The following is a 23,374-nucleotide window of genomic DNA, read 5'->3' as shown; positions in this document are numbered from 1 at the left end:
AACAACGTGAAATTCGCAGAGCCCCGCCTTCGGGGCAACGGCTGAAACACGAACACGAACAACACGAAGCGCCGCACCGCATACCAGAAGCACAAAAATTCTTCGCACCAGCATCCATCGAACCGCAGAGGAAACCGCAATGACCGCCCTCGTCACCCTCCGCAACGTCACCAAGACCTACCAGCGCGGCCCGGAGAAAGTCCAGGTCCTGCACGGCATCGACCTGCAGATCGAGCGCGGCGACTTCGTCGCCCTGATGGGACCCTCCGGCTCCGGCAAGACCACCCTGCTCAACCTCATCGGCGGCCTGGACTCCCCCAGCGGCGGCGAGATCGAGATCGAGGACCAGCGCATCGACCGCATGAGCGCCAGCCAGCTCGCCACCTGGCGCAGCCACCATGTCGGCTTCGTGTTCCAGTTCTACAACCTGATGCCGATGCTCACCGCGCAGAAGAACGTCGAACTGCCGCTGCTGCTCACCCCGCTCGGCGCCGCCCAGCGCAAGCGCAACGCCGAGATCGCGCTGACCCTGGTCGGCCTGGCCGAGCGCCGCAACCACAAGCCCAACGAACTGTCCGGCGGCCAGCAGCAGCGCGTGGCGATCGCCCGCGCGATCGTCTCCGACCCGACCTTCCTGATCTGCGACGAGCCCACCGGCGACCTGGACCGCCACAACGCCGAGGAGATCCTCAAGCTGCTGCAGCAGCTCAACCGCGAGCACGGCAAGACCATCATCATGGTCACCCACGACCCGAAGGCGGCCGAGTACGCCACCCACACCGTGCACCTGGACAAGGGCGAACTGGCCGATGCGCCGGTCGCCTACTGATCGGGAGGCGACATGAAATATTTCTCGCTCATCTGGGCGCAGCTGTTCCGCAGCAAGACGCGGACGCTGCTGACCCTGTTCTCGGTGGTGGTCGCGTTCCTGCTGTTCGGCCTGCTGGACTCGGTGCGCGTGGCGTTCACCTCCGGCGGCTCGGTGGAGGGCGTCAACCGCCTGGTGGTCGCCTCGCGCCTGTCGATCACCCAATCGCTGCCGGTGCGCCTGGAATCGCAGATCCGCACCATCCCCGGCGTGCGCGACGTGACCTACGCGATGTGGTTCGGCGGCATCTACCGGGACCCGAAGGAGTTCTTCGCCAACTTCTCCATCGCGCCCAACTTCTTCGACGTGTACACCGAGTACGAGGTGCCGCCGGACCAGCTGAAGGCGTTCCAGGACACCCGCACCGGCGCGATCGTCGGCGAGGCGCTGGCGAAGAAGTACGGCTGGAAGATCGGCGACACCATCCCGCTGCAGGCCACGATCTTCCCGCGCGGCGGCAGCAACGACTGGCCGCTGGAACTGAAGGCGATCTTCCGCGCCAAGGACCGCGCCAACGCGCAGTCCGAGCAGCAGTTGATGATGAACTGGAAGTACTTCGACGAGAGCAACGACTACATCAAGGGCCAGGTCAGCTGGTACACCGTGCGGCTGGACGACCCCGCCCACGCCTCGCGCGTGGCGCAGGCCATCGACGCGCTGTCGGCCAACTCCGACCACGAGACCAAGACCCAGACCGAGTCGGCGTTCCAGCAGGCCTTCGTCAAGCAGTTCGCCGACATCGGCCTGATCGTCACCTCGATCATGGGCGCGGTGTTCTTCACGCTGCTGCTGCTGACCGGCAACACCATGGCGCAGGCGGTGCGCGAGCGCATCCCGGAACTGGCCACGCTCAAGACCCTGGGCTTCCAGGACCGCACCGTGCTGTCGCTGGTGATGGTGGAGTCGGTGCTGCTGATCGTGCTGGGCGGTTTGATCGGCATGCTGCTGGCCTCGGCCGCCATCCCGGTGCTGGCCGGCGCCAGCGGCGGCGCGCTGCCGGTGCATCGCGTGCCGGGCCAGACCTGGCTGGTCGGGCTGGGATTGATGGCCGTCATCGGCATCGTGGTCGGCCTGCTGCCGGCCCTGCGGGCGCGGCGGTTGAAGATCGTCGACGCGCTGGCCGGACGCTAACGGGAGATAGCTCATGAAGAAGCAATGGATGTGGAACCTGCTCTCGGTCGTGCTGCTGGTGGTCGGCCTGGCGGTCTGGATCGCGCTGCCCTGGTACGCGGTGCTGGCGGTGGCGGCGCTGCTGGCGCTGTGGCTGCTGCTGACCCGCAGCGGCCGGCTGTCGCTGGCGGCGGCGCGCATCGGCATCGCCAGCCTGCCGCAGCGCTGGGGTGCCAGCTCGGTGATCGTGGTCGGCATCGCCGGCGTGGTCGGCGTGTTGGTGGCGATGCTGGCGATGGGCCAGGGCTTCCAGGCCACGCTGGAGAGCACCGGCGACGACACCACCGCGATCGTCCTGCGCGGCGGATCGCAGGCCGAGACCAACTCGGTGATCATGCGCGACCAGGTGCCGCTGATCGCCAGCCTGCCGGGCGTGGCGCGCGGCGCGGACAACCGGCCGCTGGTCTCGCCGGAACTGTCGCAGGTGGTGAACCTGCTGTCCAAGGCCGACGGCACCGACGTCAACGCGCAGTTCCGCGGCGTCGGCGAGCAGGCCTGGGCCGTGCACGACCGGGTGAAAATCGTGGAAGGCCGCAAGTTCAATCCCGGCCTGCGCGAGATCGTGGTCGGCAAGGGCGCGCGCGCGCAGTTCCGCGGCCTGGACGTGGGCAAGACCATCGCCCTCGGCAACCAGACGTGGACCGTGGTCGGCGTGTTCGCCACCGGCGACGCGCACGATTCGGAGCTGTGGACCGACACGCAGACCCTGGCCACGACCTACAACCGCAGCGCCTACCAGTCGATCAGCGTGCGTACCGAAGGCACCGGCGGCTTCCAGCAGTTCAAGACCGCGATGGCGGCCGACCCGCGCCTGAAGCTGGACGTGTTCACCACCCGCGAGTACTACCGCAAGCAGGGCGGCAACCTGAGCACCGTGCTCGAGGTGCTGGGCAAGTTCATCGGCACGATCATGGCCTTCGGCGCGGTGTTCGGCGCGCTCAACACCATGTACGCGGCGGTGGCCACGCGCGCGCGCGAGATCGCCACGATGCGCGCGATCGGCTTCCGCGGCCTGCCGGTGGTGATGGCGGTGATGCTGGAGACGATGCTGCTGGCCCTGCTCGGCGGCGTGCTCGGCGGCCTGATCGCCTGGTCGATCTTCAATGGCTACAGCGCCTCCACCCTGGGCAGCAACTTCAGCCAGGTGGTATTCCAGTTCAAGGTCTCCCCCGAATTGCTGTGGACCGGCCTGAAATGGTCCCTGGGCATCGGCCTGGTGGGCGGCCTGTTCCCGGCACTGCGCGCGGCAAGGCTGCCGATCACCGCCGCACTGCGCGAGGTATAGCGGTTGTTGCTGCTGCCCGTGATTTTGCTTTGGGCTGGGTGACGCTTCCTCGCGCGGCGGTGCGCCAACCTCCATGGCCTACGAATATCACTGCGGCGCGGCCCCTCCCAAGCGGCGGAGCCGGCGGGGAAAACCCGAAGGGCGGCGCACAGGGGCTCGCCGGGGCGAAGCACTGCTTCGCCCCGGCGGGCGGGCATTCGCCGCGCGGCGAATGCCCCGGGCTCGGCCGCATAGCGGACGAGTCGCGTCCGAAAATCTCATTGGCTCCGCGGACCCGCAGCAAAGCTGCGGGCGCGCAGGCGGGGTGTGCTTGATCAGCCATGACCAGCCATTCGGCTGTTGTGAAGCGCTTCGGCTGCCGTGAAGCGCTTCTTTTGGTTACTTTTCTTTACGCGGCACATCCCTGTGCCGCGCCCTTCGGGCGGCGTCGCCGTGCGGCGCTGCTCCTGCAGCGCGCGTGCACAAGCAAAGAAAAGTGACTCGCCGCAAGACGAAAGCTTTTGCCCTAAACAAAAAAGCAAAAGCAAAGCTCCTGGATCTTGGACCTCCAGCCTGAACAAACTCCACCTGTCATCCAACCGTCATCGAAACGCGGTAGATGACCGCCCCATGACGGCGTAGCCTGCCCGGCCATTACCCGCATTCCCCCACCGCCATGATGCGCCTGCTGATCCTGGCCTGCGCCTGCCTGTGGCTGGCCGCCTGTTCATCCACCTCGCTCAGCGACCGCCTGGTCGCTCCCGGCGGCGTATCGCCGCTGCTCGACGAAGAGCAGATCGCCGCCACCATCGCCGCGATCCCCAACCGCAACGGCCACGTCGTCACCCGCGACGGCGTGCCGATCTTCTGGCGCGCCTTCGATCCCGGCCAGTACGGCCTGCGCTACCGCTACCTCGGCCAGCGCCACGACGCCGGCCAGCCGCTGGACGTGGACTTCTCCTTCACGCTGCCGCGGCCATTCCGGCCCCTGGCGCCGCGCGGCACCGTGGTCCTGCTGCACGGCTGGATGATGGACGGCGACTCGCTGCTGCCCTGGTCGCTGCAGCTGGCCCAGGCCGGCTACCGCGTGGTCACCATCGACCTGCGCAACCACGGCCATTCCGGCGGCGGCCCGGCCGGCTACGGCACCCGCGAATCCGACGACGTCATCGACGTCATCGACGCCCTGCGCGCCCGCGGCGAGGTCGCCGGGCCGCTGTACCTGTTCGGCATTTCCTACGGCGCCGCCACCGCGCTGTTCACCGCCGACAAGCTCGGCCCGCAGGTCGCCGGCGTGGTCGCCATGGAATCCTTCGCCAACGCCGGGCGCGGCATCCGCGACATGGTCCCGCACATGCTGGCCAGCCGGCCCAGCGGCTGGAAGGCGCAGGCCGTGGCCACCTATGCGCGGTGGCGCTACGGCAACCAGGACCTCGACGCGGTGATCGCCGCCGCCGACCAGCGCCTGCGCCTGAACCTGGACCGCATCGACGTGACCCGCGCGCTCGCCGATACCCAGGCCTGCGTGCTGCTGCTGCACGGCGACGCCGACCAGCACATCCCGGTCGCGCACGGCCGCAGGCTCGCCCGCGCCAGCCAGCGCGTGCACTACATCGAGATGCGCGGCGAGAACCACCTGAGCCTGCCGCTGCGGCTGGACCTGCTCGGCGGCGTGGTCGACGACTGGCTGTCCCGGGACGGTTCGGGCCGCGCGGGTTGCCCCGCCCCGGAAATGCCGCGGGAGGCCAACATCCTGGCCCTGCAGCAGGACCTGCCGGATCCGCCGCGCAGTTGATACCCCCGCCTACGGGGCGGCGCGGCGCGCACGCCACAGGCTGTCGCCGACGAACAGCAGCAAGCCGATCCAGATCGCGCCGAAGCCGATCGCCCGCGCCCGGTCGAACGGCTCGTGGAAGAACCACACGCCCAGCAGCAACTGCAGGCTCGGCGCGATGTACTGCAGGATGCCGACCAGCGACAACGCGACGCGGCGCACCCCGTAGGCGAAGGCGATCAGCGGCACCGCCGTGACCAGGCCGCCGAGCACCAGCAGCAGGTCGTCGCGCCAGCCCCAGCCGTGCAGGAACGCGCCGACGTGGCCCAGCTCGCTCCAGACCGCGAATGCCAGCGCCGGCAGGAACAGGTATAGGCTCTCCACCGCCAGGCCGGCCACGGCATCCACCGCCACCCGCTTGCGCAGCAACCCGTACAGCCCGAACGACATGGCCAAGCCCAGCGCGATCCACGGCGGCGCGCCCGCGTCGATCGTGATCCAGGCCACGCCGGCCGCGGCGAACGCCACCGCCAGCCACTGCACGCCGCGCAGCCGCTCCTTCAGCACCAGCACGCCGAGCACCACGTTGACCAACGGGTTGATGAAGTAGCCCAGGCTGCTCTCGATCACGTGGCCGGCGTTGATCGCCCATATGTACAGGCCCCAGTTGAACGCGATCGCGCAGCTGCTCAGCGCCAGGACGCCCAGCGCGCGCGGCTGCGCGGCGACCTGCCGCCACCAGCGCAGGCGCGAGGAGAACAGCAGCCAGGCCACCACGAACACCGTGCTCCAGATGATGCGGTGGGCGATGATCTGGAACGACGGCACCGACTTGAGCAGGTGCCAGTACATCGGCACCAGGCCCCAGATCACGAAGGCCCCGGCGCTCATCGCCAGGCCGCGGCGCGCCTCGCGCGCGTCGGTCGCGCTCATTTGCGCGCCTTCGCCAGGGTGACCACCGCCACGCCGGCCAGGATCACCGCCATCGCGCCGAGGTCGTGCGCGGTGAACCGCTCGTGCGCCAGCCACGCCCCCAGCGCCACCGCGATCACCGGGTTGACGTAGGCGTAGCTGCCGGCCAGCGCCGGCCGCACGTGGTGCAGCAGCCAGACGTAGGCGGTGAACGCGACGATCGATCCGAACACGCACAGGTACGCCACCGCGGCCAGCCCGTGCGGCGTCGGCAGCGCCTGCGGCCGCTCGCCGATCGCCAGGCCGGCCAGCACCAGCAGCACGCCGCCGCACAGCATCTGACCGGCGGCGGTCATGAACGGCGAAGGCAGGTCGCGGCCGCGCGACCACACCGAACCGAACGCCCAGCCGACCGGCGCGATCAACAGCAGCACCAGCCCGATGGGCGTCGCGGTCAGGCTGCTGCCGGCGTTGAGCCAGACCACGCCGAGGAAGCCGATCACCACGCCGATCCACTCGCCGCGGCTGAAGTGCTGGCCGCGCATCGCGCCGAACAGCGCCATCCACAACGGCACCGAGGCCACGGCGGTCGCCGCCAGCCCGGAGGACACGCTGCGCTCGGCCAGCACCACCATGCCGTTGCCGAGCAGCAGCAACGTGCCGCCCATCATCGCCACGTTCGGCCATTGCGCGCGCGTCGGCGCCGGCACGCCGCGCCAGCGCAGCACCGCGTACAGCAGCGTGCCGGCCACGATGAAACGCGTGCCGGACACCATCGTCAGCGGCAATGCGCCGCCTTCCAGCGCGAAGCGGATCGCAAGATAGGTGGAGCCCCAAACCACGTAGACCAGCAACAGGGCGAGGACGACGGCGGCGCGCGAGGCCGGCGCGGGAACGGGAGATGACATAGAAGGATCGCAAGACAGAAAGAAGATTCCAGGCCTACTGGAGCGGAGAACCCACCCTGTGGGAGCGGCTTCAGCCGCGACAGGCCTTACCGGTAGAGCTTCATCGCGGCTGAAGCCGCTCCCGCAGAAGCTGCCCCCAACGGAAAACGCAGACTACACCGCCCAACAACGGCGCCAATACCAGCATCGCGATGGCCCCCGCCGAAGGACTTCCCACTAATGCACCTTGCGGGAGGGAGCCCAGTCCCGACGGGCTCTAACGGGAAACCCGCCGGGACTGAAGCCCCCCACACATTCTCTTCAGCGCCGCGCGGCCTCGCTGGCATCGCGCGCCGCCTTGAATTCCGACCCGTCCTGCCAGCTCGGCCACTCGCGGCTGTTGGCCAGCCGCTCGCCGAGGTCGTAGACCAGGGTGGTGTCGGCGGCATGGCCGCTGGCGTCCCATTGCGGCGTCCAGCGGTCGCACGGCTGGTGGTAGCAGTCGGCGAAGTACTTCTCGCGCAAGGCCTTGCCGGCGGCGACGCCGCCCTCGTACTTGTCCAGGCCGGGTCCGATCGTGATCGACGGCACGCCCATCCGCGCGAACGCGAAATGGTCGGCCCGGTAGAAGAAGCCGGCTTCCAGGTTCGGGTCCGGCGAGTAGCTGCGCCCGCGCGCCTGCGCCGCCTTCTCCAGGTCGCCTTCCAGCGACACCCGGCCCTTGCCCCAGGACGCGATGTCGCGGGTCGGGCCGTCCGGGCTGAACATCTCCATGTTGAGCACCGCCACGGTCCTGTCCAGCGGCGCCAGCGGATGGGCGGCGTAGTAGCTGGCGCCGAGCAGGCCCTTCTCCTCGGCGGTCAGCGCGATGAAGTACAGCGTGCGCTGCGGGCGCGGCCCGGCGGCGAACACGCGCGCCAGTTCCAGCACGCTGGCCACGCCGGTGGCGTTGTCGACCGCGCCGCGGCGGATGCGGTCGCCGCCGGCGCCGGCGCCGTCGGCCACGCCGAAGGCGTCCCAGTGCGCGGAGAAGATCACCGTCTCGTCCGGATGCGCGCTGCCTTCGATCTTCGCCACCACGTTGTGGGTGACCACGCGTTCGCGCTTGACCCGGAAATCCACCGACAGCGTCGCATCGCCCAGCGGCACCGGCTTGAAGTCGGCGCGCTGCGCGCTGCGCTTGGCGGCCTCGAAGTCCAGCCCGGCGCGTTTGAACAGCGACACCGCCAGCTCGCGCTGCATCCAGCCGCGCGCCGGCACGTGCTGCGCCTTGGCGTCGGCCACGGTGCGCTCGATGTCGAACACCGGCGACAGGCCCGAGCTGCGCACCGTGTTCCAGCCATAGGCGGCCGGCGCGGTCTCGTGCACGATCAGCACGCCGGCGGCGCCGCGGCGCGCGGCCTCCTCGAACTTGTAGGTCCAGCGCCCGTAGTAGGTCACCGCCTTGCCGTCGAACGCGCCCGGCTGGACGGCCTCGAAATCCGCGTCGTTGATCAGCACCACCGCGATCTTGCCGCGCAGGTCCACGCCCTTGTAGTCGTCCCAGTGCCGTTCCGGCGCGGCGATGCCGTAGCCGACGAACACCAGCGGCGCATCCTTGAACGACACCCGCGACAGCGGGCGCAGGCTCTGCAGGGTGATGTCTTCGCCGTTGGCCAGCGCCTGGCTCTGCCCGGCGACCTTCAAGGTCGCCTCGACCGGGCCTTCGACCTGCGCCCGCACCAGCGGCACCGCCTGCGTCCAGCCGCCCTTGTCGCCGCCGGGCTGCAAGCCGGCCCGCTTGAACTGGTCGACCAGGTAATCGACCGTGCGCTGCTCGCCGGCGCTGGCCGGGGCGCGCCCTTCGTACTCGTCCGACGCCAGCACGCGCACGTGCCGCGACAGCGCCTCGGCATCGATCCCGCCGCCCGGCACGTCGTTGGCCGCCTGCGCGATGCCCCCCACGAACAGGCAGGCGGACAGGAGCAGGATGCGCATCGGGTTCACGACAGGACCTTTTCGACGGAGTGGCCGCCCAGTTTACATCCACGGCGCGGGCCGCTCCGCCGCTCGCGGCGGCTCACCGCCGCGGCCGGTCCAGCCAGCAGCCCAATCCTTGCGCGTTGAGTTCGATGTCCGCCGCCAGCACGCGCTCCACGCCCTGCTCGTCGAGCAGGCAGCCATGCAGGCGCGCGCGCTCCCGGTACAGTTCGCCCAATGCCGCCACCAGGCAGCGATGGCGGTCGGCGCGCCCCTCGCATCCCCGCGCGATCGCCACCATCGCCTCGATCTGCTCGTAAAGCGCCTGCGCGAGCCGCTCGACGCCCTCCACGCGGCCGTAGTGGGTCAGGTACATCGCCTCGGGCCGGTACGCCATCATCCGCTCGATCGAGCCGCGCATCGCGTCCGGATCGAACTGCACCGGCGAGGACGTGGGGATCACGAACGCCTCGCCGCGGGCGTTGTCGAGTTCGCGGTAGGAGATGCCGAACGCATCGCCGGTGAACCAGCAGCGGCTGCGCTCGTCCCATACGCACTGGTGGTGGCGCGCATGTCCGGGCGTCTCCACGCACAGCAGCGTGCGCCCCGCCAGCGACAGCGCATCGCCGTCGTTGGCCACCGCCACCCGCGCCTGCGGCACCGCCGCGATCTCGCCGTAGCTGCGCGCCATTTCCTCCGCGCCGTACACCTCGGTGGCGCCGGCGATCAGGCGCGCCGGGTCGATCATGTGCGGCGCCCCGCGCGGATGCACGTGCAAGCGCGCCGACGGCAGCAACCGCAGCAACCGGCCCGCCCCGCCGGCGTGGTCGAGGTGCACGTGGGTGAGGATCAGCCAGTCCACGTCCTCCGGCGCCAACCCCGCATCCCGCAGCGCCGCCAGCATCGCCGGCACCGACAGGCTGGTACCGCAATCGATGAAGGCGCCGCGCCCCTGCTCGACCACCAGGTAGGCCGCATCGAACTGCGCGCGCTGGAAGCCGGTGTCGATGGTGTGGATGCTCGGATCGCGGGGCATCGTGGCGGGCTCGTGTAGCGACCGCCCGATTCTAGGAGAGGCGCCGCGCCGCTTCGATGCGGCTTTGGTCGCAAGCGGCCAGGCAAGCGGACTTGCGGGAGCGGCTTCAGCCGCGATGGTGCTTCCGAATCGCGGCTGAAGCCGCTCCCGCCAAGACCAGGGCGATATTTACCCTTCGGCCGCCTCGCGCAATGCGCGCAACGCGTCCAGCACCCTCGCGACCTCGGCCTCGACCTTGACCAGCGGGGTCTCCAGCTGGTCGCCGCGCTCGGCCTGCTTGAGCACGCCGATCAGCTGGCCGGCATCGCGCGGCGAATCGAAGCCCTCGCTCTGCAGCAGCAGCGCGCCCTCGCCATCGAGCAGCTTGAAGTAGAAGCGCCCGTCCTTCTCGCGGTACTGCTTGAACACCGGCAGCGCCGCCTTGGCCGCGCTATCGCGCCTGGCCGCCCCGGGCTGCCGCGCCAGGTCGCGCAGGCCCACCGCGTCGCGCAGCTGCGCCAGCAGCGGCTTGGCGTACTTCTCGCGCAACTTCGCGCCGCCGGCGCGCAGGATCGCCTCGATCCCGGCCGGGTCGGCCATCAATGCCTCGTAGCGCTCGCGCAGCGGCGCGATCTCGCGGTCGATGCGCTCGAACAGCTGCTGCTTGGCGTCGCCCCAGCCGATGCCCTCGGCGAAGGCGCGCGCGAACGCGGCGGTTTCCTCGGGGGTGGCGAACGCCTGGTAGAGCTGGAACAGCGCGGAGCCCTCGGTGTCCTTCGGCTCGCCCGGCGCGCGCGAGTCGGTCACGATCGAGAACACCAGCTTCCTGAGCTCCTCGCGCGGGGCGAACATCGGGATCGTGTTGCCGTAGCTCTTGCTCATCTTGCGGCCGTCCAGGCCCGGCAAGGTCGCCACGTTCTCGTCGATCGCCGCCTCCGGCAGCACGAAGTAGTCCTTGCCGTAGACGTGGTTGAAGCGCTGCGCGAAGTCGCGCGCCATCTCGATGTGCTGGACCTGGTCGCGGCCCACCGGCACCTGGTGCGCGTTGAAGATCAGGATGTCGGCCGCCATCAGCACCGGGTACATGAACAGCCCGGCGGTGACGCCCGCATCGGCGTCCTCGCCCTCGGCGGTGTTCTTGTCCACCGCCGCCTTGTAGGCGTGCGCGCGGTTGAGGATGCCCTTGCCGGCCACGCAGGTCAGCAGCCACATCAGCTCGGTGGTCTCCGGCACGTCGCTCTGCCGGTAGAACCACACCTTGTCCGGGTCCAGCCCGCAGGCCAGCCAGCTGGCGGCGATCTCCAGCGTCGAGCGCTGGGTGCGGTCCGGGTCCTGCGCCTTGATCAGGCTGTGCAGGTCGGCCAGGAAGTAGAAGCTCTCGGTGCCGGCGTTCCGGCTGGCGGCGATCGCCGGGCGGATCGCGCCGACGTAGTTGCCCAGGTGGGGGGTGCCGGAAGGGGTGATGCCGGTAAGGACGCGGGTGGTCATGCGGTGGGGACTGGCGGGTTTCAACCGGTGAAGTTTACCCGCTGCCCGCGCCCTGGCCGCTCCCCGGGGGCGACCGGCCCGCTACGGCGGGGCCGGCCACCCGTTCCGGCCCCGCCGGGCGGTCACTCGCGGTAGTCCGTGCGCAGGGACGCCTCGAAGTCGCGCACCTCCCGCTCGGCACGGTCGCGGTCCCAGCCATAGCGTTCCTGGAGCTTGCCCGAGAGGTACTTCGCATTGCCCTCGACGACGTCGAAATCGTCGTCGGTCAGGCCGCCCCACTTCGCCTGCATCCTGCCCTTGAGCTGGGTCCACTTGCCGGAAATGATGTCTTTGTTCATCGCGAACTCCCGTTGGTGAGCAAACGAGGCGCGCATCGTCGCGCCCCGTGGCACGGTGCGGCCGCGCGCGTTGGCATCGCATCAACGCGCGTCGAGGCCTCTTTCACCGCCATGAACGCCGTCGGCCATCGGCAAAAAAAACGGGCCCGAAGGCCCGTTTTCCTCGTCGACAGCAGGGAGGCTCCTACTTCTTCGCGGCGTCCTCGATCTTGTCGCCCGCGCCCTTGATGTCCTTGCCCGCGCCGGCCACGGTGTTGCAGCCGGACAGCGTTGCGACCGAGAACAGCCCCAGCATCAGCAGAACCATTGCACGCTTCATCGCATCATTCCCTCAGGTCATGTCGTCGTATGCCGGCGCGGCACGCCGCACCGGCGCCTCTCCACCGCCGAGCACGGCATCAGCACTTGCCGTCGCTGCACTTCTCCGCCGTGTTTTCCACCTTCTGGCCCGCCCCCTGCATGTCCTTGCCCGCGCCGGCCACGGTATTGCACCCGCTCAGCATGCCTGCGGCGAACAGGCCCAGCATCGTCATCGTAAGCAGTCGTTTCATCGGCTTGATCCTCTTTCGGCGCGGCAGGCGCTCACACGCCTGCCGCTTGGCGACAAATCTGACTGCGCGTCCGTCGAATCGGCGTGAACGCCCACGGTACCGTTCAGGCAGCGATCAATCCCGCATTAGGGTCGACTTGCCGAACAGGCTTTCCACCAGGTCCACCGCCAGTTCCGCGGTCAGGTTGCGGTTGTCGATCACCGGGTTCAGCTCGACGATGTCCAGCGATCCCATCCGGCCGGTGTCGGCGATCATCTCCATCACCAGCTGCGCCTCGCGGTAGTTCGGGCCGCCCGGCACCGTGGTGCCCACGCCCGGCGCGATGCTCGGATCGAGGAAATCGACGTCGAAGCTCACGTGCAGGTGGGTGCCCTCGTCGAGTCCCTCCAAGGCCGCCTCCACGGTCTTCTTCATGCCCACCTCGTCGATGTGGCGCATGTCGTACACGTCGATGCGGTGCTGCTTGATCAAGCGCTTCTCGTCCGGGTCGACCGAGCGGATGCCGATCTGGCGTACCTGGTCCGGCCGCAGCGCGGGCGCGTCGCCGCCCAGGTGGGTCAGCGAACGCGGCCCCAGCCCGCACAGGCACGCCACCGGCATGCCGTGCACGTTGCCCGAAGGCGTGACCTCGCTGGTGTTGAAATCCGAGTGCGCGTCCAGCCACAGCACCCGCAACGTCTTGCCCTGCTCGCGGCACCAGCGCGACACCGCGGTGATCGAACCGATCGCCAGGCAATGGTCGCCGCCGAGCATGATCGGCATGCGCCCCTGCTGCAGCTCACGATAGCTGGCCTGCATCAGCGCGCGGTTCCATTCGACGACCTCGTCGAGGTGCCGGTAGCCGCCGACCGGCGCCTGCCAGGGATTGCGCGGGCCATCGAGGTTGCCCACGTCGCGCACCTCCACGCCGCGCGCGGAAAGCGCTTCGGCCAGGCCGGCGATGCGCAGCGCCTCGGGCCCCATCCGCGCGCCGCGATGGCCTGCGCCGATGTCGGTCGGCACACCGATCAGGGAAACGGGGGGATATCGCATGGTCATCTGGGCTCCTTCCGGAACAAACAAAGGAGCGCAGTCTAGCGATGGCGATACGCAGGCTCCTGCGGCAGCGCAACAGCACGGCGCGTGCGCGGTGGCGTCAGCCACCGCGCACGCGCCGGGAATGTGGTCCAGCTGCGGATACCTGCATCCTTTAAGCCGCCTTGGGTCACGCCCCTACGGCTGCACAGCTGGTAGGCGAAGCATGCGCGAACGACTGTTAGGAAGATGTTGCGCGATCGTGAGCGAGTCGATGACGCTCGCCGGCCCTGGAGATCGCGGCGGGGCGCGCGGCCTGGGAGAAGATGGTGCCGGCACCCGGATTCGAACTGGGGACCTACCGCTTACAAGGCGGTTGCTCTACCGACTGAGCTATACCGGCACGGGAGCCCGGCATTCTAGCGCATGGCCGCGCAATCCAGCGAACGCTGGCGCGGCGCGCCCAGCGCCGCCGGCAAGGACTTGCCCGGCGCGCGGGTGCGCGCGTCGATCCACCAGCGCGATTGGCCGTTGACGACCAGTTCGGCCGAGAACCCCTTCGCCTTCAGCTCGGCCAATCGCCGCTCGGCGCCTTCGCGACTGCGGTACTGGCCGAGGGCGACGGTGTTGTCCTCGCCCTTGCTGATCACGTAGTAATCGCCCAGTCCCGCTTCGGCGATGCGCTTGGCGATCGCCTGCGCCATGGCGCGATCGCCGACCGACGGCATCAGCACCCGGTAGCCGCCGCTGGCGTCGGCGTGTTCCTCGCGCAGGCGGCCTTTCTCCAGCAACGCACCGGCGCGGCCCAGCGCAGCCTGCGCCTCGGCCTGCGTCGCATAGGGGCCCAGGCTCAGGCAACGCGCCTCCGGTTCGGCCGGCGGCGCGGCATTGGCCGCCGGCGGTGGCGCCGGTTCCGCCTGCGCGGTCGCGGCGGGCGCCTCCACGGCAGGCGTCGCGGACGCATCGGCGGGACCGGCAAGCTCCAGCGTCGCCACGCCGGCGGGATGGCCTGCGACCGGCGGCACGGCCGGCGCAGCGTCCGGGCGCGACAACCACCACAGCGCCACGCCCAGGTTGAGGATGGCCAGAACGACGATGAGGGCGCGTACGAGCATCGGCGGATTCTAGAGCGTGTTGCGGGACCTTGGGGCGCGGATACCGGCCGCTAGCCGCGTGGCGCAGGGTGGTAGCCCGCCCAGGTCGCCAGTCCGTCCAGTACCAGCGGCGGGCGATGCATGGCCTGCGGCAGCAACGGCAGCAGCGCCGGCGCGCCGCCGCCGTGCAGCACCAGCCGCACCGGCGCCTGCAGCAGCGCCTCGGCTTGCGCCAGGCTGCGCTCGACCAGCGCGACCGCCGCGCCGTCGCACCCCGACGCCAGCGCGTCGGCCGTGTCGTTGGCGAACTCGGCGTACTCGCCGCCCTGCGCCGGCAACTGCGCCGCGCGCGCGTGCAGGGCTTCGCGCATCGTCGTGGGCGAGGCGGAAATGCGACCGCCGCGATGCAGCCCGTCGGCATCCAGCACGTCGATCGTCAGCGCGGTGCCGACGCCGGCCACCAGCACCGGGCCTTCGCCACGCACGCCCAGCAGCGCCAGGAAACGGTCCACGCCGAAGCGCGCAGGCTCGGCGTAGGCGATGCGCACCCCGGCGCATTCGGCGGCGGTGCGCGCCACGCGCACTTCGCCGAAGCGCTCGCCGAGCACCTGCAGCATGCGCGCCGTGAGCGCGGCCGAGGCCACGCTGGCGACGTACGCCACCTCGCCGGTCGGCAGCGCCGCGAGCAGGCCGGCGTCCATCGCCTCGGCACCGTGCGCCCACGCCTGCACGTCGCCGGCGCGATCGCCCTGCAGCGGCGCGAACTTGAAACGGGAATTCCCCAGGTCGAACAACCACTGGCTCATTGCGCCCTCACGCTGACTTCGCCGGCATGGACGTGGCGCATGCCACCGGGCGTCTCGATGCGCAACGCGCCATCGTCGGCCAGGCCGCGCGCGATGCCCTCGGACAGCGCGCCCGCTTCCTCGATGCGCACGGCTCGCCCGGCCAGCAGGTCCAGCGCCGCATAGCGCGGCAGGAACGGGGCCAGTCCCCCGGCGTCGAACTCGTCCAGCGCCGGCAGCAAGGCCGCCAGCAGCATGGCGACGATGCGGTTGCGCGACACCGCTTGCCCGGCCAGCGTGTCCAGGTCGGTCCAGGCCTGGCCGATCCCGGTCGCGAACGCCGCCGGCATGTGCACGTTGAGGCCCAGCCCGATCACCGCCCGCGCCGGCCCGGCCACCTCGCCGCCGCCCTCGACCAGCAGCCCGCCCAGCTTGGCGCCCCCGGCGAGCAGGTCGTTGGGCCACTTCAGCCCGACCTGGGCGAACCCCGCCGCGCGCAGCGCCTCGGCCGCGGCCACGCCCACCGCCAGGCTGAGCCCGGCCAGCTGCGCCAGGCCGCCGGCGAAGCCCCGCGACAGCGAGAGGTAGATGTGCGAAGCCAGCGGCGACGCCCATTGGCGGCCCCGGCGCCCCCGGCCGCCGGTCTGGCGCTCGGCCAGCAGCACCTGCGCGCCCTGCGCCGGTACCGGCCGGCGCAACAGCTCGGTATTGGTCGACTCCAGCGTCCAGGCGATCTCCAGCCCGGCCAGCGAGGCCCGCGCGGCGGCCGGCAACCGGGCGGTGATGGCCTGCGCATCCAGCAGTTCGAGCGGATGCGCCAGGCCGTAGCCGTCCCCGGCCCGGCCCTCGATCTCGACCCCGGCCGCCCGCAGGTTCTGGATCCGCTTCCAGACCGCGGCCCGGGTCAGCCCGAACTCGCGCGCGAGCGCGTCCCCCGACGTGCGTCCGGCGGCGAGTCTTGCCAGCAGTGCGCGATCGTCCACTAGGCGTTCTATCCACAGATGAATCGGGAAATTATGCGCGATGCGGCCGCCCTGGCGGACCGCAGGCCCCGATCCGCCCCGACCGGCTTGCCGCCAGGGGCGAAAACCGCGCTAGAATCGGGCGCTTACCTGCCACCCGGATGTCCGCGATGCGCCGAGTTGCTCCCTGCTTGATCCTGTTGCTGGCCCCGACGCTGGCTTGGGCGGCGTCGGGCAGCTATGCCGATCCCGACCGTGGCCCCTGCGTGGACGCACCGCACTCGGCCGCGCGCGGCGCCGCTCCCGACACCGACTCCGCCCCGCCGGCGCACGCCAACGGCACGCGCTCGCGCAGCTCCACCACCCAGGGCGGCGGCAACGACGGCGACCTGGTCGTGCCGCGCATGCGCATGCCGCGCTGGCACAGCTTCCTGCCGGGCATGTTCCGCTGAGCCAGGGCGTGTTGCGCTGAGTCCAAGGCGTGTTCGGCTGGTTCCGGCGCAGGCCGGCGACGATCGACGAGACCCTCTGGCGCGCGGCCCGCGAAGGTTGCGCGTGGCTGCACGCGCTCGACGAGGCGCGCGCCGAACGCCTGCGCGCGCTCACCGCCGCCTTCCTCCGCGAAAAGACCCTCTCGCCGATCGGCGGGCTCGTGCTGGAGGACGCCGACCGGGTGTTGCTGGCCGCGACCTGCTGCCTGCCGCTGCTGGAACTCGGACCGGGCGGCTGGCGCGGCTGGTCGCAGCTGATCGTCTATCCGGACGCGTTCCGCGTGCATCGCAGCCATGTCGATGCGGCGGGCGTGCTGCACGAGTGGGAGGACGAGCTGATCGGCGAGGCCTGGGAGCAGGGACCGTTGATCGTATCGTGGGCCGACGTGCGCGCCGACATCGCCGACCCGAACGCCGGCTACAACGTGGTGGTGCACGAGATGGCGCACAAGCTCGATGCGCTCGATGGGGTGCTCGACGGCACGCCGCTGCTGCCGCGCGAGTGGCAGCGCGAGTGGGCGCGCGATTTCCAGCGCAGCTACGACGCGTTCTGCAGACGGGTGGACGCCGGCCGCGATACGTCGATCGACGCCTATGCGGCCGAGGCGCCGGAGGAGTTCTTCGCCGTCGCCAGCGAATACCATTTTTCGGCGCCGGGGTTGTTGCGCGAGGAGATGCCGGACGTGGCGGCGCACCTGGAGCGTTTCTACGGTCCTTCGCCGTTCGCTTGAGCGTGGCTGTCTGCGAAGCGGATCGTCCTTTGCAGGGAGGACTTTGCGGGAGGGATTCTGCGGGAAGGACTTCGATCCCGACGGGCTTTGCCGGTCTTGTTTGAGCAGCAGCCGTTTCCTTCCCCCGTATACGGAAGAAGGTGCCCGCAGGGCGGACGAGGACGCGAGCGAAGCCCAGGATCCTTGCCGACGCCATTTCCGCGAACGCGGGAAGCGCTTTTCAGCAGCCGAGGTCCCTCACAACGGCCGAGGACTGCGCACGGTTTCCAACGGATAGCTGCATGGCCATCTCGATCGGAACGCGGACAACGTGCGCGTATCCTCGGCGCCTACGCGGCCGCATCGAATGGATGCCGGAAGCTTCGCGGACTTCGGGGCAATCGCGCAGGAGCAGGCGCCGGGTCACAGCCCCGGCGGCAGCGTGACCTCGAAGCGCGCGCCACCGAGCTCTTCCGAGCGCTTGACCTGCAGCTCGCCGCGATAGCCCTTGACCAGGTCCTGCACGATCGACAGGCCGATGCCGTGGCCCTGCACGCGCTCGTCGCCGCGCACGCCGCGCTGCAGGATCTTGGCCACGTCCTCCGGCGCGATGCCGGGGCCGTCGTCGTCCACCGCCAGCACCAGGCCGGCCCGGCGCGTGCCGCTGGAGCCGGTCACGCGCGCGGTCAGCAGCACGCGATGGCGCGCCCACTTGAAGGCGTTCTCCAGCAGGTTGCCGAGCAGTTCCTGCAGGTCGCCCGGCTCGCCGTGGAAGCGCGCGTCCTCGTCGATGTCGAACTCGCACAGCACGCCCTTGGCGGCGTAGACCTTCTCCAGGCCGCGCACGATCTCCTCGGCGTTGGACTCGATCGGCAGCGGCGCGGCGAACAGCGTGTGCCCGCTCGAGGCGGCCCGCGCCAGCTGGTAGGAGACGAGGTTGTTCATGCGCCGCAGCTGCACGTCCAGTTCCTCGCGCAGCTCCTTCTCGGGCCCGCCGCTGTCGAGCTGGGTGCGCAGCACCGCCAGCGGCGTCTTCAGGCTGTGCGCCAGGTCGGCCAGCGTGTTGCGCTGCCGGTCCAGGTTCTCGCGCTCGCTCTCGATGAAGGCGTTGATACTGTCGGTCAGCGGCTCCAGCTCGCGCGGGTGGTTCTCGCTCATGCGCTGGGCCATGCCGCGCTGGACCTTGGTCAGCTCGTTCACCACGCGCCGCAGCGGGCGCAGGCTCCACTGCAGGATGAAGGCCTGCAGCAGCAGCAGCACCACGCCGGCGCTGCCGAGCCAGAACCACACGCTGCCGCGGAACCGGCGCAGCTGCGCGCCGAGGCCGCGCGCGTCCTCCATCACGTAGATCGTGTAGGGGATCTCGTTGCCGTGCTCGCGCTCGACGTAGCTCACGCCCATGCCGTAGCGGTACACCTCGCCCTGGCTGCCGTCGATCTGCAGCATCGGCAGCGGGCCCTCGAAGCGCTCCTCGCGCGGGCGCAGCATGCCGCCGCTCTGCGGCAGCACCGGCCCCTCGGCCGACATCGAGGTCCAGCGCTCGCTGGGGCGCACCACTTCGGCGTACACGCCGCCGCCGGGCACGTCGAAGCGCGGATCCGGCGGCTGCTCGCCGATGTAGAGCGAGCCGTCGCGGACGAACTCGATGCTCTTGACGTAGCTGGTGGCGTAGTTCTTCAGCCGCTCGCGCAGGTTGCTCTCGGCGGTGTCGGCGAACACCGCGTCCAGCGCGTAGCCGGCCAGGGCCAGGAAGGCGAGCAGGCTGAGGCTGGCGGCCAGCAGCTGGCGCGCCTGCAGCGAGCGCGGCCGCCAGCGCCGGACGGACCAGAAACGGGCGACCACGTTGTGTCCTGTCCTGCCGCCAGGGTCAGCCTTCGTTGCGCGGGATCGCGAAACGGTAGCCGCGGCCGCGCACGGTCTCGATCGGCTTCAGCTCGCCGTCCGGGTCGAGCTTCTTGCGCAGGCGGCCGATGAAGACTTCCAGCACGTTGGAGTCGCGGTCGAAGTCCTGCTGGTAGATGTGCTCGGTCAGGTCGGCCTTCGAGACCAGCTCGCCGGCATGCATCATCAGGTACTCGAGCACCTTGTACTCGTAGCTGGTCAGGTCGACGTTGCTGCCGCCCACGCTGACGGTCTGCGCCGCCAGGTCCAGCGCGACCGGGCCGCACTCGAGGGTGGGCTTGCTCCAGCCGGCGGCGCGGCGCAGCAGCGCGTTGACGCGGGCCAGCAGCTCCTCGACGTGGAACGGCTTGACCAGGTAGTCGTCGGCGCCCTGCTTGAGGCCCTCGACCTTGTCCTGCCAGCTCGAACGCGCGGTCAGGATCAGCACCGGGAACTTCTTGCCCTCGTCGCGCAGGGCCTTGATCAGTTCCATGCCCGACATCTTGGGCAGGCCCAGGTCGATGATGCCGACGTCGAACGGTACTTCGCGGCCCATGTAGAGGCCTTCCTCGCCGTCCTGCGCGGCGTCGACCGCAAAGCCTTCACGCTTCAGGCGCGCGGCCAGGGTCTCGCGCAGCGGGGCTTCGTCTTCGACCAGAAGGATACGCATGAACTCTCCCTAGTTACGTTGGTGGCCGTCAGGCCTGGGATGTGTCGGTAACGGCAGACTATCGGCATTCACCGGTTATCGCCGCGTAGTGGCAGCCGGACGTCCGGCATCTCCGAAGGACGCGGCGCGCGCGGTGCCGGGCGCTCCGGCGTGGGGTCGTCCATGTAGCGGACGCGACCGCGATCGTCCAGGTACTTCACGCGATTGATGCTGCGGCCGTCGAACGGTACCCGCTCGGCGCCCAGGATCTGCCCGCCGGTCGAACGCTGCACCCGCCGGATCGCCTCCGACAGCGAACGGCCGCCGTCGCTGCGCGCGGCCTGCGGCATGATCGGCCGCGCCTCCGGGGGGAGGCCCGGATCCTGCGCCCACGCCGGCACCGCCACGGCGGACGCCAGGGCGGCGGCCACGGTGACGATGCGAAGACGGTGGATGGGATGGGTCACAGCCGGAAATCCTAGCGGAGTGTTCAGGGTGGTTCAAAAGTCGTGAAACGCAGGGGCTCCCGAAACTGCCGCAGACCCTGAAATGCGAGGCAAATTCTTGATTTTTCGGGGTGAATCCGATCTGAACTTTTCCGTCCGCAGCATGTAGCGTTCAGTCAAATGAACAACATCTGGACCATGGAATGCAAGCACCCGGGCGCTTCCGGGACCTGGTACGACCCCGGCCGGACAACCGCTGGACAAGACTTTCGGCCCTGCCCTCCCCGGCCGGAGGCGTCTCAGGTACAGCCCCCGGACGGGTCGGTCGGTTACGATGCGCCCCCTCCCGCCCAGGCCCGACCACGTGCCCCACTACACCGGCCCGTTGCTGACCCGGCCGCTCGCCGACGCCCTGCATGCCGCCCGCGACGGCGGCGCCCCCGACTGGCAGGGCTCGCTCGACCTCGGCCGCTCGACCGGTACCGCCCTGCTCGGGGCGGAACGATGGACGTGGCAAGGCCAGCCCTATCCCTACCCGGGCAAGCTCAGGGACCGCACGATCCACTACTGGGACGGGGAGGACTTCAGCCCGGTCTCGCGCTTCTCCGGCTCGCTGATCAAGCTGGTGCCGACAGAATGGGGAGCCCCGACCTTCGAGATCGACGGCATCAAGATGCTGCCGACGATGAAGGAATCCCCGCTCGAGGACGCCCGCCGCAAGGTCGCGCTGGTCGAGCCGCGCGGCAGGACGGTGCTGGACACCTGCGGCGGGCTGGGCTATTTCGCCGCCTGCTGCCTGGAGGCCGGCACGGCGCGGATCCAGTCGTTCGAGAAGAACGCCGACGTGCTGTGGCTGCGCACCCTCAACCCCTGGTCACCGGACCCTGAGGCCCCCGCGAGCGGCGGGCGCCTGCACCTGCAGCACGCCGACGTCTCGCAGGCGATCGCGCGGCTGGCCGACGCCTCCGTGGACACCGTGCTGCACGACCCGCCCCGCTTCGGCATCGCCGGCGAACTGTACTCGCAGGTCTTCTACGACCACCTCGCCCGCGTCCTGCGCAAGGGCGGCCGCCTGTTCCACTACACCGGCAGCCCCAACAAGCTCACCAGCGGCCGCGACGTCCCGCGCGAAGTGGCGCGACGGCTGGAAAAGGCAGGCTTCAAGGCACAGCTCGCACTAGATGGCGTGCTGGCCGTTCGCCGTTGAGCCCACCCGATCCCGGCGCCCTGCCGTTGCTCGCGATTCCGTGCTGGCCACATCGGCTCGCCGAAGGCGAAAGCTTCTATCCGAGCGAGGAAGGCAGAACCGCCTAGACCGAGGACGCAATGCACTCGCGCAACCAACGGTGCGCCGGATCGCGGTGCACCCGCTCGGGCCACAACATCACCATCTCGAATCCCGCCACCTCCAGCGGCGCCTCGACCGCCTTCAACGACGGCTGCCCCGCACCAGCCGCTCCGGCAGCATCGCCACCAGGTCGCTGCCCGCCAGCGCATCCACCAGGAACAGGAAGTGCGGCCCCGACAGCACCACCTCGCGCGCCAACCCGAGCGCGGCCAGCGCCTCGTCGGTCGCCCCCCGGAAGCCGCCGCCGTCGGGCGAGACGATCGCGTGTTCCAGCCGGCAGAACTGCGCCAATGTCGGCCTGCGCCGCAGCCGCGGATGGCCGGCGCGCCCGGCCAGCACGTAGCGCTCGGTGAACAGGCTGCGGCTGCGCAGCGTCGGCGGCGCGTCGCTGGCGATGTGGAACGCCAGCTCGATCTCGCCCTGCTCGGCCTGCCGCGCGATCCGCGCCGGCACCATGTCCACCACCGCCAGGCGCGTACCGGGCGCGGCGTGGCGCAACCGCTGCAATGCCGGCTGCACGATGGTCGATGCGCCGTAGTCGGTCGCGGCCACCCGCCAGGTGTCCTTCGCGCGCGCGGGATCGAACGGAGCCTCCGCCGCCACCGCCTGCTGCAACGCATCCAGCGCCTCGCGCAGCGGCGCCCGCAACTGCTCGGCGCGCGCGGTGGGGCGCATGCCGCGCGGTCCCGGCAGCAACAGCGGGTCGCCGAGCGCATCGCGCAGCTTGGCCAGCTGCACGCTGACCGAGGGCTGCGACAGGTGCAGGCGCTCGGCCGCGCGGGTGACGTTGCGCTCCTCCAGCAAGGTGTCCAGCGTCAGCAGCAGGTTGAGGTCGAGCCGCCTGAAATTAACCATGGCAATGGCTGCAATTTCGAGAATTCATTTCCACTATAGTGCCGTGGTGCGCAGGCTGGGCGCCTCCCTCCACGAGAACGCCCCCATGAACGTCCTGTTGGTCCATGCCCATCCCGAGCCCCATTCGCTGAACGGCACGTTGCGCGACTTCGCCGTCGAACGGCTGCGCCGCAACGGCCATGCGGTGCAGGTGTCCGATCTCTATGCGATGGGCTGGAAGGCCACGCTCGACGCCGCCGACAGCCTCGACCCGCCGGTCGGCGCGCACTTCCATCCCTCGCTGGACTCGCAGCACGCGTTCCTGCACGGCCGCCAGAGCCCGGACATCGCCGCCGAGCAGGACAAGCTGCGCTGGGCCGATGCGGTGATCCTGCAGTTCCCGCTGTGGTGGTTCTCGATGCCGGCGATCCTCAAGGGCTGGGTCGAGCGCGTGTATGCCTATGGCTTCGCCTACGGCGTGGGCGAGCATTCGGACACGCATTGGGGCGACCGCTACGGCGAGGGCATGCTGGCGGGCAAGCGCGCGATGCTGCTCGTCACCGCCGGCGGCTGGCCATCGCACTACGCCGCGCGCGGCATCAACGGCCCGATCGACGACCTGCTGTTCCCGATCCAGCACGGCATCCTCTACTACCCCGGCTTCGACGTGCTGCCGCCGTACGTGGTCTATCGCAGCGGCCGCATGGACGCGCAGCGGCTGGCGCAGGTGAAGGACGAACTCGGCCAGCGCCTGGACACGCTGGCGACCACGGCGCCCATCCCGTTCCGGCGCCAGAACGGTGGCGACTACGCGATCCCGGCGCTGACCCTGCGCGACGACCTCGCCCCCGGCGTCGAAGGTTTCGCCGCGCACCTGCGCTGAGCGGCCGCGCCACGACTTCCGGCAGGGTATCGGCACCCCGGCAGCCGGTAG

25 protein-coding genes and 1 tRNA gene are annotated in these 23,374 nt (G+C 70.2%); 9 read left to right on the top strand and 17 right to left on the bottom strand.

Annotated features, from left to right (window positions below; all coding sequences use genetic code 11):
- The first annotated feature begins 139 nt into the window (after window positions 1-139).
- From M3M27_RS02995 to M3M27_RS02975, 5 genes are all read left to right on the top strand, one after another.
- Window positions 140-829 carry an ABC transporter ATP-binding protein gene (locus tag M3M27_RS02995; protein ID WP_140726035.1) on the top strand — a complete coding sequence of 230 codons (690 nt, stop codon included), beginning with the start codon at window positions 140-142 and terminating at the stop codon, window positions 827-829.
- Window positions 830-841: 12 nt separating this feature from the next.
- On the top strand, window positions 842-1,999 hold the full coding sequence (locus M3M27_RS02990) for an ABC transporter permease (protein WP_434027111.1): 1,158 nt from the start codon (window positions 842-844) through the stop codon (window positions 1,997-1,999).
- A gap of 13 nt (window positions 2,000-2,012) precedes the next feature.
- A complete protein-coding gene (locus M3M27_RS02985; protein ID WP_140726028.1) occupies window positions 2,013-3,323 on the top strand; it encodes an ABC transporter permease in 1,311 nt (436 codons plus the stop codon).
- 320 nt (window positions 3,324-3,643) lie between these two features.
- Window positions 3,644-3,802, top strand: a complete 159-nt coding sequence (locus M3M27_RS02980) for a hypothetical protein (protein WP_434027110.1) — start codon at window positions 3,644-3,646, stop codon at window positions 3,800-3,802.
- 176 nt (window positions 3,803-3,978) lie between these two features.
- Window positions 3,979-5,097, top strand: coding sequence for an alpha/beta hydrolase family protein (locus tag M3M27_RS02975; protein ID WP_434027109.1), 1,119 nt, complete (start codon window positions 3,979-3,981; stop codon window positions 5,095-5,097).
- 9 nt (window positions 5,098-5,106) lie between these two features.
- On the opposite strand, the gene rarD is transcribed toward M3M27_RS02975, so the two are convergent.
- The 13 genes from rarD to birA form a co-directional block, all read right to left on the bottom strand.
- Window positions 5,107-6,009, bottom strand: a complete 903-nt coding sequence (gene rarD / locus M3M27_RS02970; protein WP_434027108.1) for an EamA family transporter RarD — start codon at window positions 6,007-6,009, stop codon at window positions 5,107-5,109.
- Complete coding sequence (gene yedA / locus M3M27_RS02965) at window positions 6,006-6,896, bottom strand: drug/metabolite exporter YedA (protein ID WP_434027107.1); 891 nt, start codon at window positions 6,894-6,896, stop codon at window positions 6,006-6,008. Before yedA ends, rarD begins: the two co-directional genes overlap by 4 nt.
- A 300-nt stretch (window positions 6,897-7,196) precedes the next feature.
- On the bottom strand, window positions 7,197-8,852 hold the full coding sequence (locus tag M3M27_RS02960) for a M28 family metallopeptidase (RefSeq protein ID WP_434027106.1): 1,656 nt from the start codon (window positions 8,850-8,852) through the stop codon (window positions 7,197-7,199).
- Window positions 8,853-8,934: 82 nt separating this feature from the next.
- The gene (locus M3M27_RS02955; protein WP_140726012.1) at window positions 8,935-9,870 is read right to left on the bottom strand and encodes an MBL fold metallo-hydrolase; all 936 of its coding nucleotides are present in this window, start codon (window positions 9,868-9,870) and stop codon (window positions 8,935-8,937) included.
- Window positions 9,871-10,038: 168 nt separating this feature from the next.
- A complete protein-coding gene (locus tag M3M27_RS02950) occupies window positions 10,039-11,337 on the bottom strand; it encodes a tryptophan--tRNA ligase (protein WP_434027105.1) in 1,299 nt (432 codons plus the stop codon).
- Between the two features lie 122 nt (window positions 11,338-11,459).
- Window positions 11,460-11,675: a CsbD family protein gene (locus tag M3M27_RS02945; protein ID WP_434027104.1), complete on the bottom strand. Its 216-nt coding sequence runs from the start codon at window positions 11,673-11,675 to the stop codon at window positions 11,460-11,462.
- Window positions 11,676-11,859: 184 nt separating this feature from the next.
- Window positions 11,860-11,994 (bottom strand): entericidin A/B family lipoprotein, encoded by a 135-nt coding sequence (locus M3M27_RS02940; protein ID WP_140726003.1) that lies wholly within the window; start codon window positions 11,992-11,994, stop codon window positions 11,860-11,862.
- A gap of 79 nt (window positions 11,995-12,073) precedes the next feature.
- The gene (locus M3M27_RS02935) at window positions 12,074-12,226 is read right to left on the bottom strand and encodes an entericidin A/B family lipoprotein (protein WP_140726000.1); all 153 of its coding nucleotides are present in this window, start codon (window positions 12,224-12,226) and stop codon (window positions 12,074-12,076) included.
- Between the two features lie 114 nt (window positions 12,227-12,340).
- A complete protein-coding gene (rocF, locus tag M3M27_RS02930) occupies window positions 12,341-13,264 on the bottom strand; it encodes an arginase (RefSeq protein ID WP_140725996.1) in 924 nt (307 codons plus the stop codon).
- Window positions 13,265-13,567: 303 nt separating this feature from the next.
- Window positions 13,568-13,643 (bottom strand) — tRNA-Thr (locus tag M3M27_RS02925).
- Between the two features lie 16 nt (window positions 13,644-13,659).
- Window positions 13,660-14,355, bottom strand: coding sequence for an SPOR domain-containing protein (locus tag M3M27_RS02920; RefSeq protein WP_434027103.1), 696 nt, complete (start codon window positions 14,353-14,355; stop codon window positions 13,660-13,662).
- A 50-nt stretch (window positions 14,356-14,405) separates the two neighbouring features.
- On the bottom strand, window positions 14,406-15,140 hold the full coding sequence (locus M3M27_RS02915) for a type III pantothenate kinase (RefSeq protein WP_140725989.1): 735 nt from the start codon (window positions 15,138-15,140) through the stop codon (window positions 14,406-14,408).
- Window positions 15,137-16,102 (bottom strand): bifunctional biotin--[acetyl-CoA-carboxylase] ligase/biotin operon repressor BirA, encoded by a 966-nt coding sequence (gene birA, locus M3M27_RS02910; RefSeq protein WP_140725987.1) that lies wholly within the window; start codon window positions 16,100-16,102, stop codon window positions 15,137-15,139. Before birA ends, M3M27_RS02915 begins: the two co-directional genes overlap by 4 nt.
- A gap of 140 nt (window positions 16,103-16,242) precedes the next feature.
- On the opposite strand from birA, the gene M3M27_RS02905 reads away from it, so the two are divergent.
- Window positions 16,243-16,533 (top strand): hypothetical protein, encoded by a 291-nt coding sequence (locus M3M27_RS02905; RefSeq protein ID WP_434027102.1) that lies wholly within the window; start codon window positions 16,243-16,245, stop codon window positions 16,531-16,533.
- 29 nt (window positions 16,534-16,562) lie between these two features.
- Window positions 16,563-17,303 carry a zinc-dependent peptidase gene (locus M3M27_RS02900; RefSeq protein WP_140725981.1) on the top strand — a complete coding sequence of 247 codons (741 nt, stop codon included), beginning with the start codon at window positions 16,563-16,565 and terminating at the stop codon, window positions 17,301-17,303.
- A 402-nt stretch (window positions 17,304-17,705) separates the two neighbouring features.
- Here the strand turns inward: M3M27_RS02900 and M3M27_RS02895 are convergent, their stop codons facing one another.
- From M3M27_RS02895 to M3M27_RS02885, 3 genes are all read right to left on the bottom strand, one after another.
- Window positions 17,706-19,079 carry an ATP-binding protein gene (locus tag M3M27_RS02895; RefSeq protein ID WP_434027944.1) on the bottom strand — a complete coding sequence of 458 codons (1,374 nt, stop codon included), beginning with the start codon at window positions 19,077-19,079 and terminating at the stop codon, window positions 17,706-17,708.
- A 70-nt stretch (window positions 19,080-19,149) separates the two neighbouring features.
- Window positions 19,150-19,833 (bottom strand): response regulator transcription factor, encoded by a 684-nt coding sequence (locus M3M27_RS02890; RefSeq protein ID WP_140725978.1) that lies wholly within the window; start codon window positions 19,831-19,833, stop codon window positions 19,150-19,152.
- A gap of 68 nt (window positions 19,834-19,901) precedes the next feature.
- Window positions 19,902-20,279 (bottom strand): PepSY domain-containing protein, encoded by a 378-nt coding sequence (locus tag M3M27_RS02885; RefSeq protein ID WP_140725974.1) that lies wholly within the window; start codon window positions 20,277-20,279, stop codon window positions 19,902-19,904.
- 343 nt (window positions 20,280-20,622) lie between these two features.
- Here M3M27_RS02885 and M3M27_RS02880 point away from each other — a divergent pair, with 343 nt between their 5' ends.
- Complete coding sequence (locus M3M27_RS02880) at window positions 20,623-21,465, top strand: class I SAM-dependent methyltransferase (RefSeq protein WP_434027943.1); 843 nt, start codon at window positions 20,623-20,625, stop codon at window positions 21,463-21,465.
- Between the two features lie 222 nt (window positions 21,466-21,687).
- Here M3M27_RS02880 and M3M27_RS02875 read toward each other — a convergent pair whose 3' ends face one another.
- A complete protein-coding gene (locus tag M3M27_RS02875; RefSeq protein ID WP_434027100.1) occupies window positions 21,688-22,461 on the bottom strand; it encodes a LysR family transcriptional regulator in 774 nt (257 codons plus the stop codon).
- Between the two features lie 85 nt (window positions 22,462-22,546).
- Here M3M27_RS02875 and M3M27_RS02870 point away from each other — a divergent pair, with 85 nt between their 5' ends.
- Window positions 22,547-23,323: an NAD(P)H-dependent oxidoreductase gene (locus M3M27_RS02870; RefSeq protein ID WP_434027099.1), complete on the top strand. Its 777-nt coding sequence runs from the start codon at window positions 22,547-22,549 to the stop codon at window positions 23,321-23,323.
- The last annotated feature ends 51 nt before the right edge of the window (window positions 23,324-23,374 follow it).

Origin of the sequence: Xanthomonas boreopolis (assembly GCF_046529185.1) — a bacterium.
Classification (GTDB): domain Bacteria; phylum Pseudomonadota; class Gammaproteobacteria; order Xanthomonadales; family Xanthomonadaceae; genus Pseudomonas_S; species Pseudomonas_S boreopolis.
Note: the sequence above shows the minus strand (reverse complement) of the source record. Positions and strands in the feature narration are given on the sequence as shown.

Bases quoted from the DNA above. Each gene is read 5' to 3' on its own strand.
- M3M27_RS02995 (WP_140726035.1), top strand. From the start codon at position 140: ATGACCGCCCTCGTCACCCTCCGCAACGTCACCAAGACCTACCAGCGC.
- M3M27_RS02990 (WP_434027111.1), top strand. From the start codon at position 842: ATGAAATATTTCTCGCTCATCTGGGCGCAGCTGTTCCGCAGCAAGACG.
- M3M27_RS02985 (WP_140726028.1), top strand. From the start codon at position 2,013: ATGAAGAAGCAATGGATGTGGAACCTGCTCTCGGTCGTGCTGCTGGTG.
- M3M27_RS02980 (WP_434027110.1), top strand. From the start codon at position 3,644: ATGACCAGCCATTCGGCTGTTGTGAAGCGCTTCGGCTGCCGTGAAGCG.
- M3M27_RS02975 (WP_434027109.1), top strand. From the start codon at position 3,979: ATGATGCGCCTGCTGATCCTGGCCTGCGCCTGCCTGTGGCTGGCCGCC.
- rarD (WP_434027108.1), bottom strand. From the start codon at position 6,009: ATGAGCGCGACCGACGCGCGCGAGGCGCGCCGCGGCCTGGCGATGAGC.
- yedA (WP_434027107.1), bottom strand. From the start codon at position 6,896: ATGTCATCTCCCGTTCCCGCGCCGGCCTCGCGCGCCGCCGTCGTCCTC.
- M3M27_RS02960 (WP_434027106.1), bottom strand. From the start codon at position 8,852: ATGCGCATCCTGCTCCTGTCCGCCTGCCTGTTCGTGGGGGGCATCGCG.
- M3M27_RS02955 (WP_140726012.1), bottom strand. From the start codon at position 9,870: ATGCCCCGCGATCCGAGCATCCACACCATCGACACCGGCTTCCAGCGC.
- M3M27_RS02950 (WP_434027105.1), bottom strand. From the start codon at position 11,337: ATGACCACCCGCGTCCTTACCGGCATCACCCCTTCCGGCACCCCCCAC.
- M3M27_RS02945 (WP_434027104.1), bottom strand. From the start codon at position 11,675: ATGAACAAAGACATCATTTCCGGCAAGTGGACCCAGCTCAAGGGCAGG.
- M3M27_RS02940 (WP_140726003.1), bottom strand. From the start codon at position 11,994: ATGAAGCGTGCAATGGTTCTGCTGATGCTGGGGCTGTTCTCGGTCGCA.
- M3M27_RS02935 (WP_140726000.1), bottom strand. From the start codon at position 12,226: ATGAAACGACTGCTTACGATGACGATGCTGGGCCTGTTCGCCGCAGGC.
- rocF (WP_140725996.1), bottom strand. From the start codon at position 13,264: ATGACCATGCGATATCCCCCCGTTTCCCTGATCGGTGTGCCGACCGAC.
- M3M27_RS02920 (WP_434027103.1), bottom strand. From the start codon at position 14,355: ATGCTCGTACGCGCCCTCATCGTCGTTCTGGCCATCCTCAACCTGGGC.
- M3M27_RS02915 (WP_140725989.1), bottom strand. From the start codon at position 15,140: ATGAGCCAGTGGTTGTTCGACCTGGGGAATTCCCGTTTCAAGTTCGCG.
- M3M27_RS02905 (WP_434027102.1), top strand. From the start codon at position 16,243: ATGTCCGCGATGCGCCGAGTTGCTCCCTGCTTGATCCTGTTGCTGGCC.
- M3M27_RS02890 (WP_140725978.1), bottom strand. From the start codon at position 19,833: ATGCGTATCCTTCTGGTCGAAGACGAAGCCCCGCTGCGCGAGACCCTG.
- M3M27_RS02875 (WP_434027100.1), bottom strand. From the start codon at position 22,461: ATGGTTAATTTCAGGCGGCTCGACCTCAACCTGCTGCTGACGCTGGAC.
- M3M27_RS02870 (WP_434027099.1), top strand. From the start codon at position 22,547: ATGAACGTCCTGTTGGTCCATGCCCATCCCGAGCCCCATTCGCTGAAC.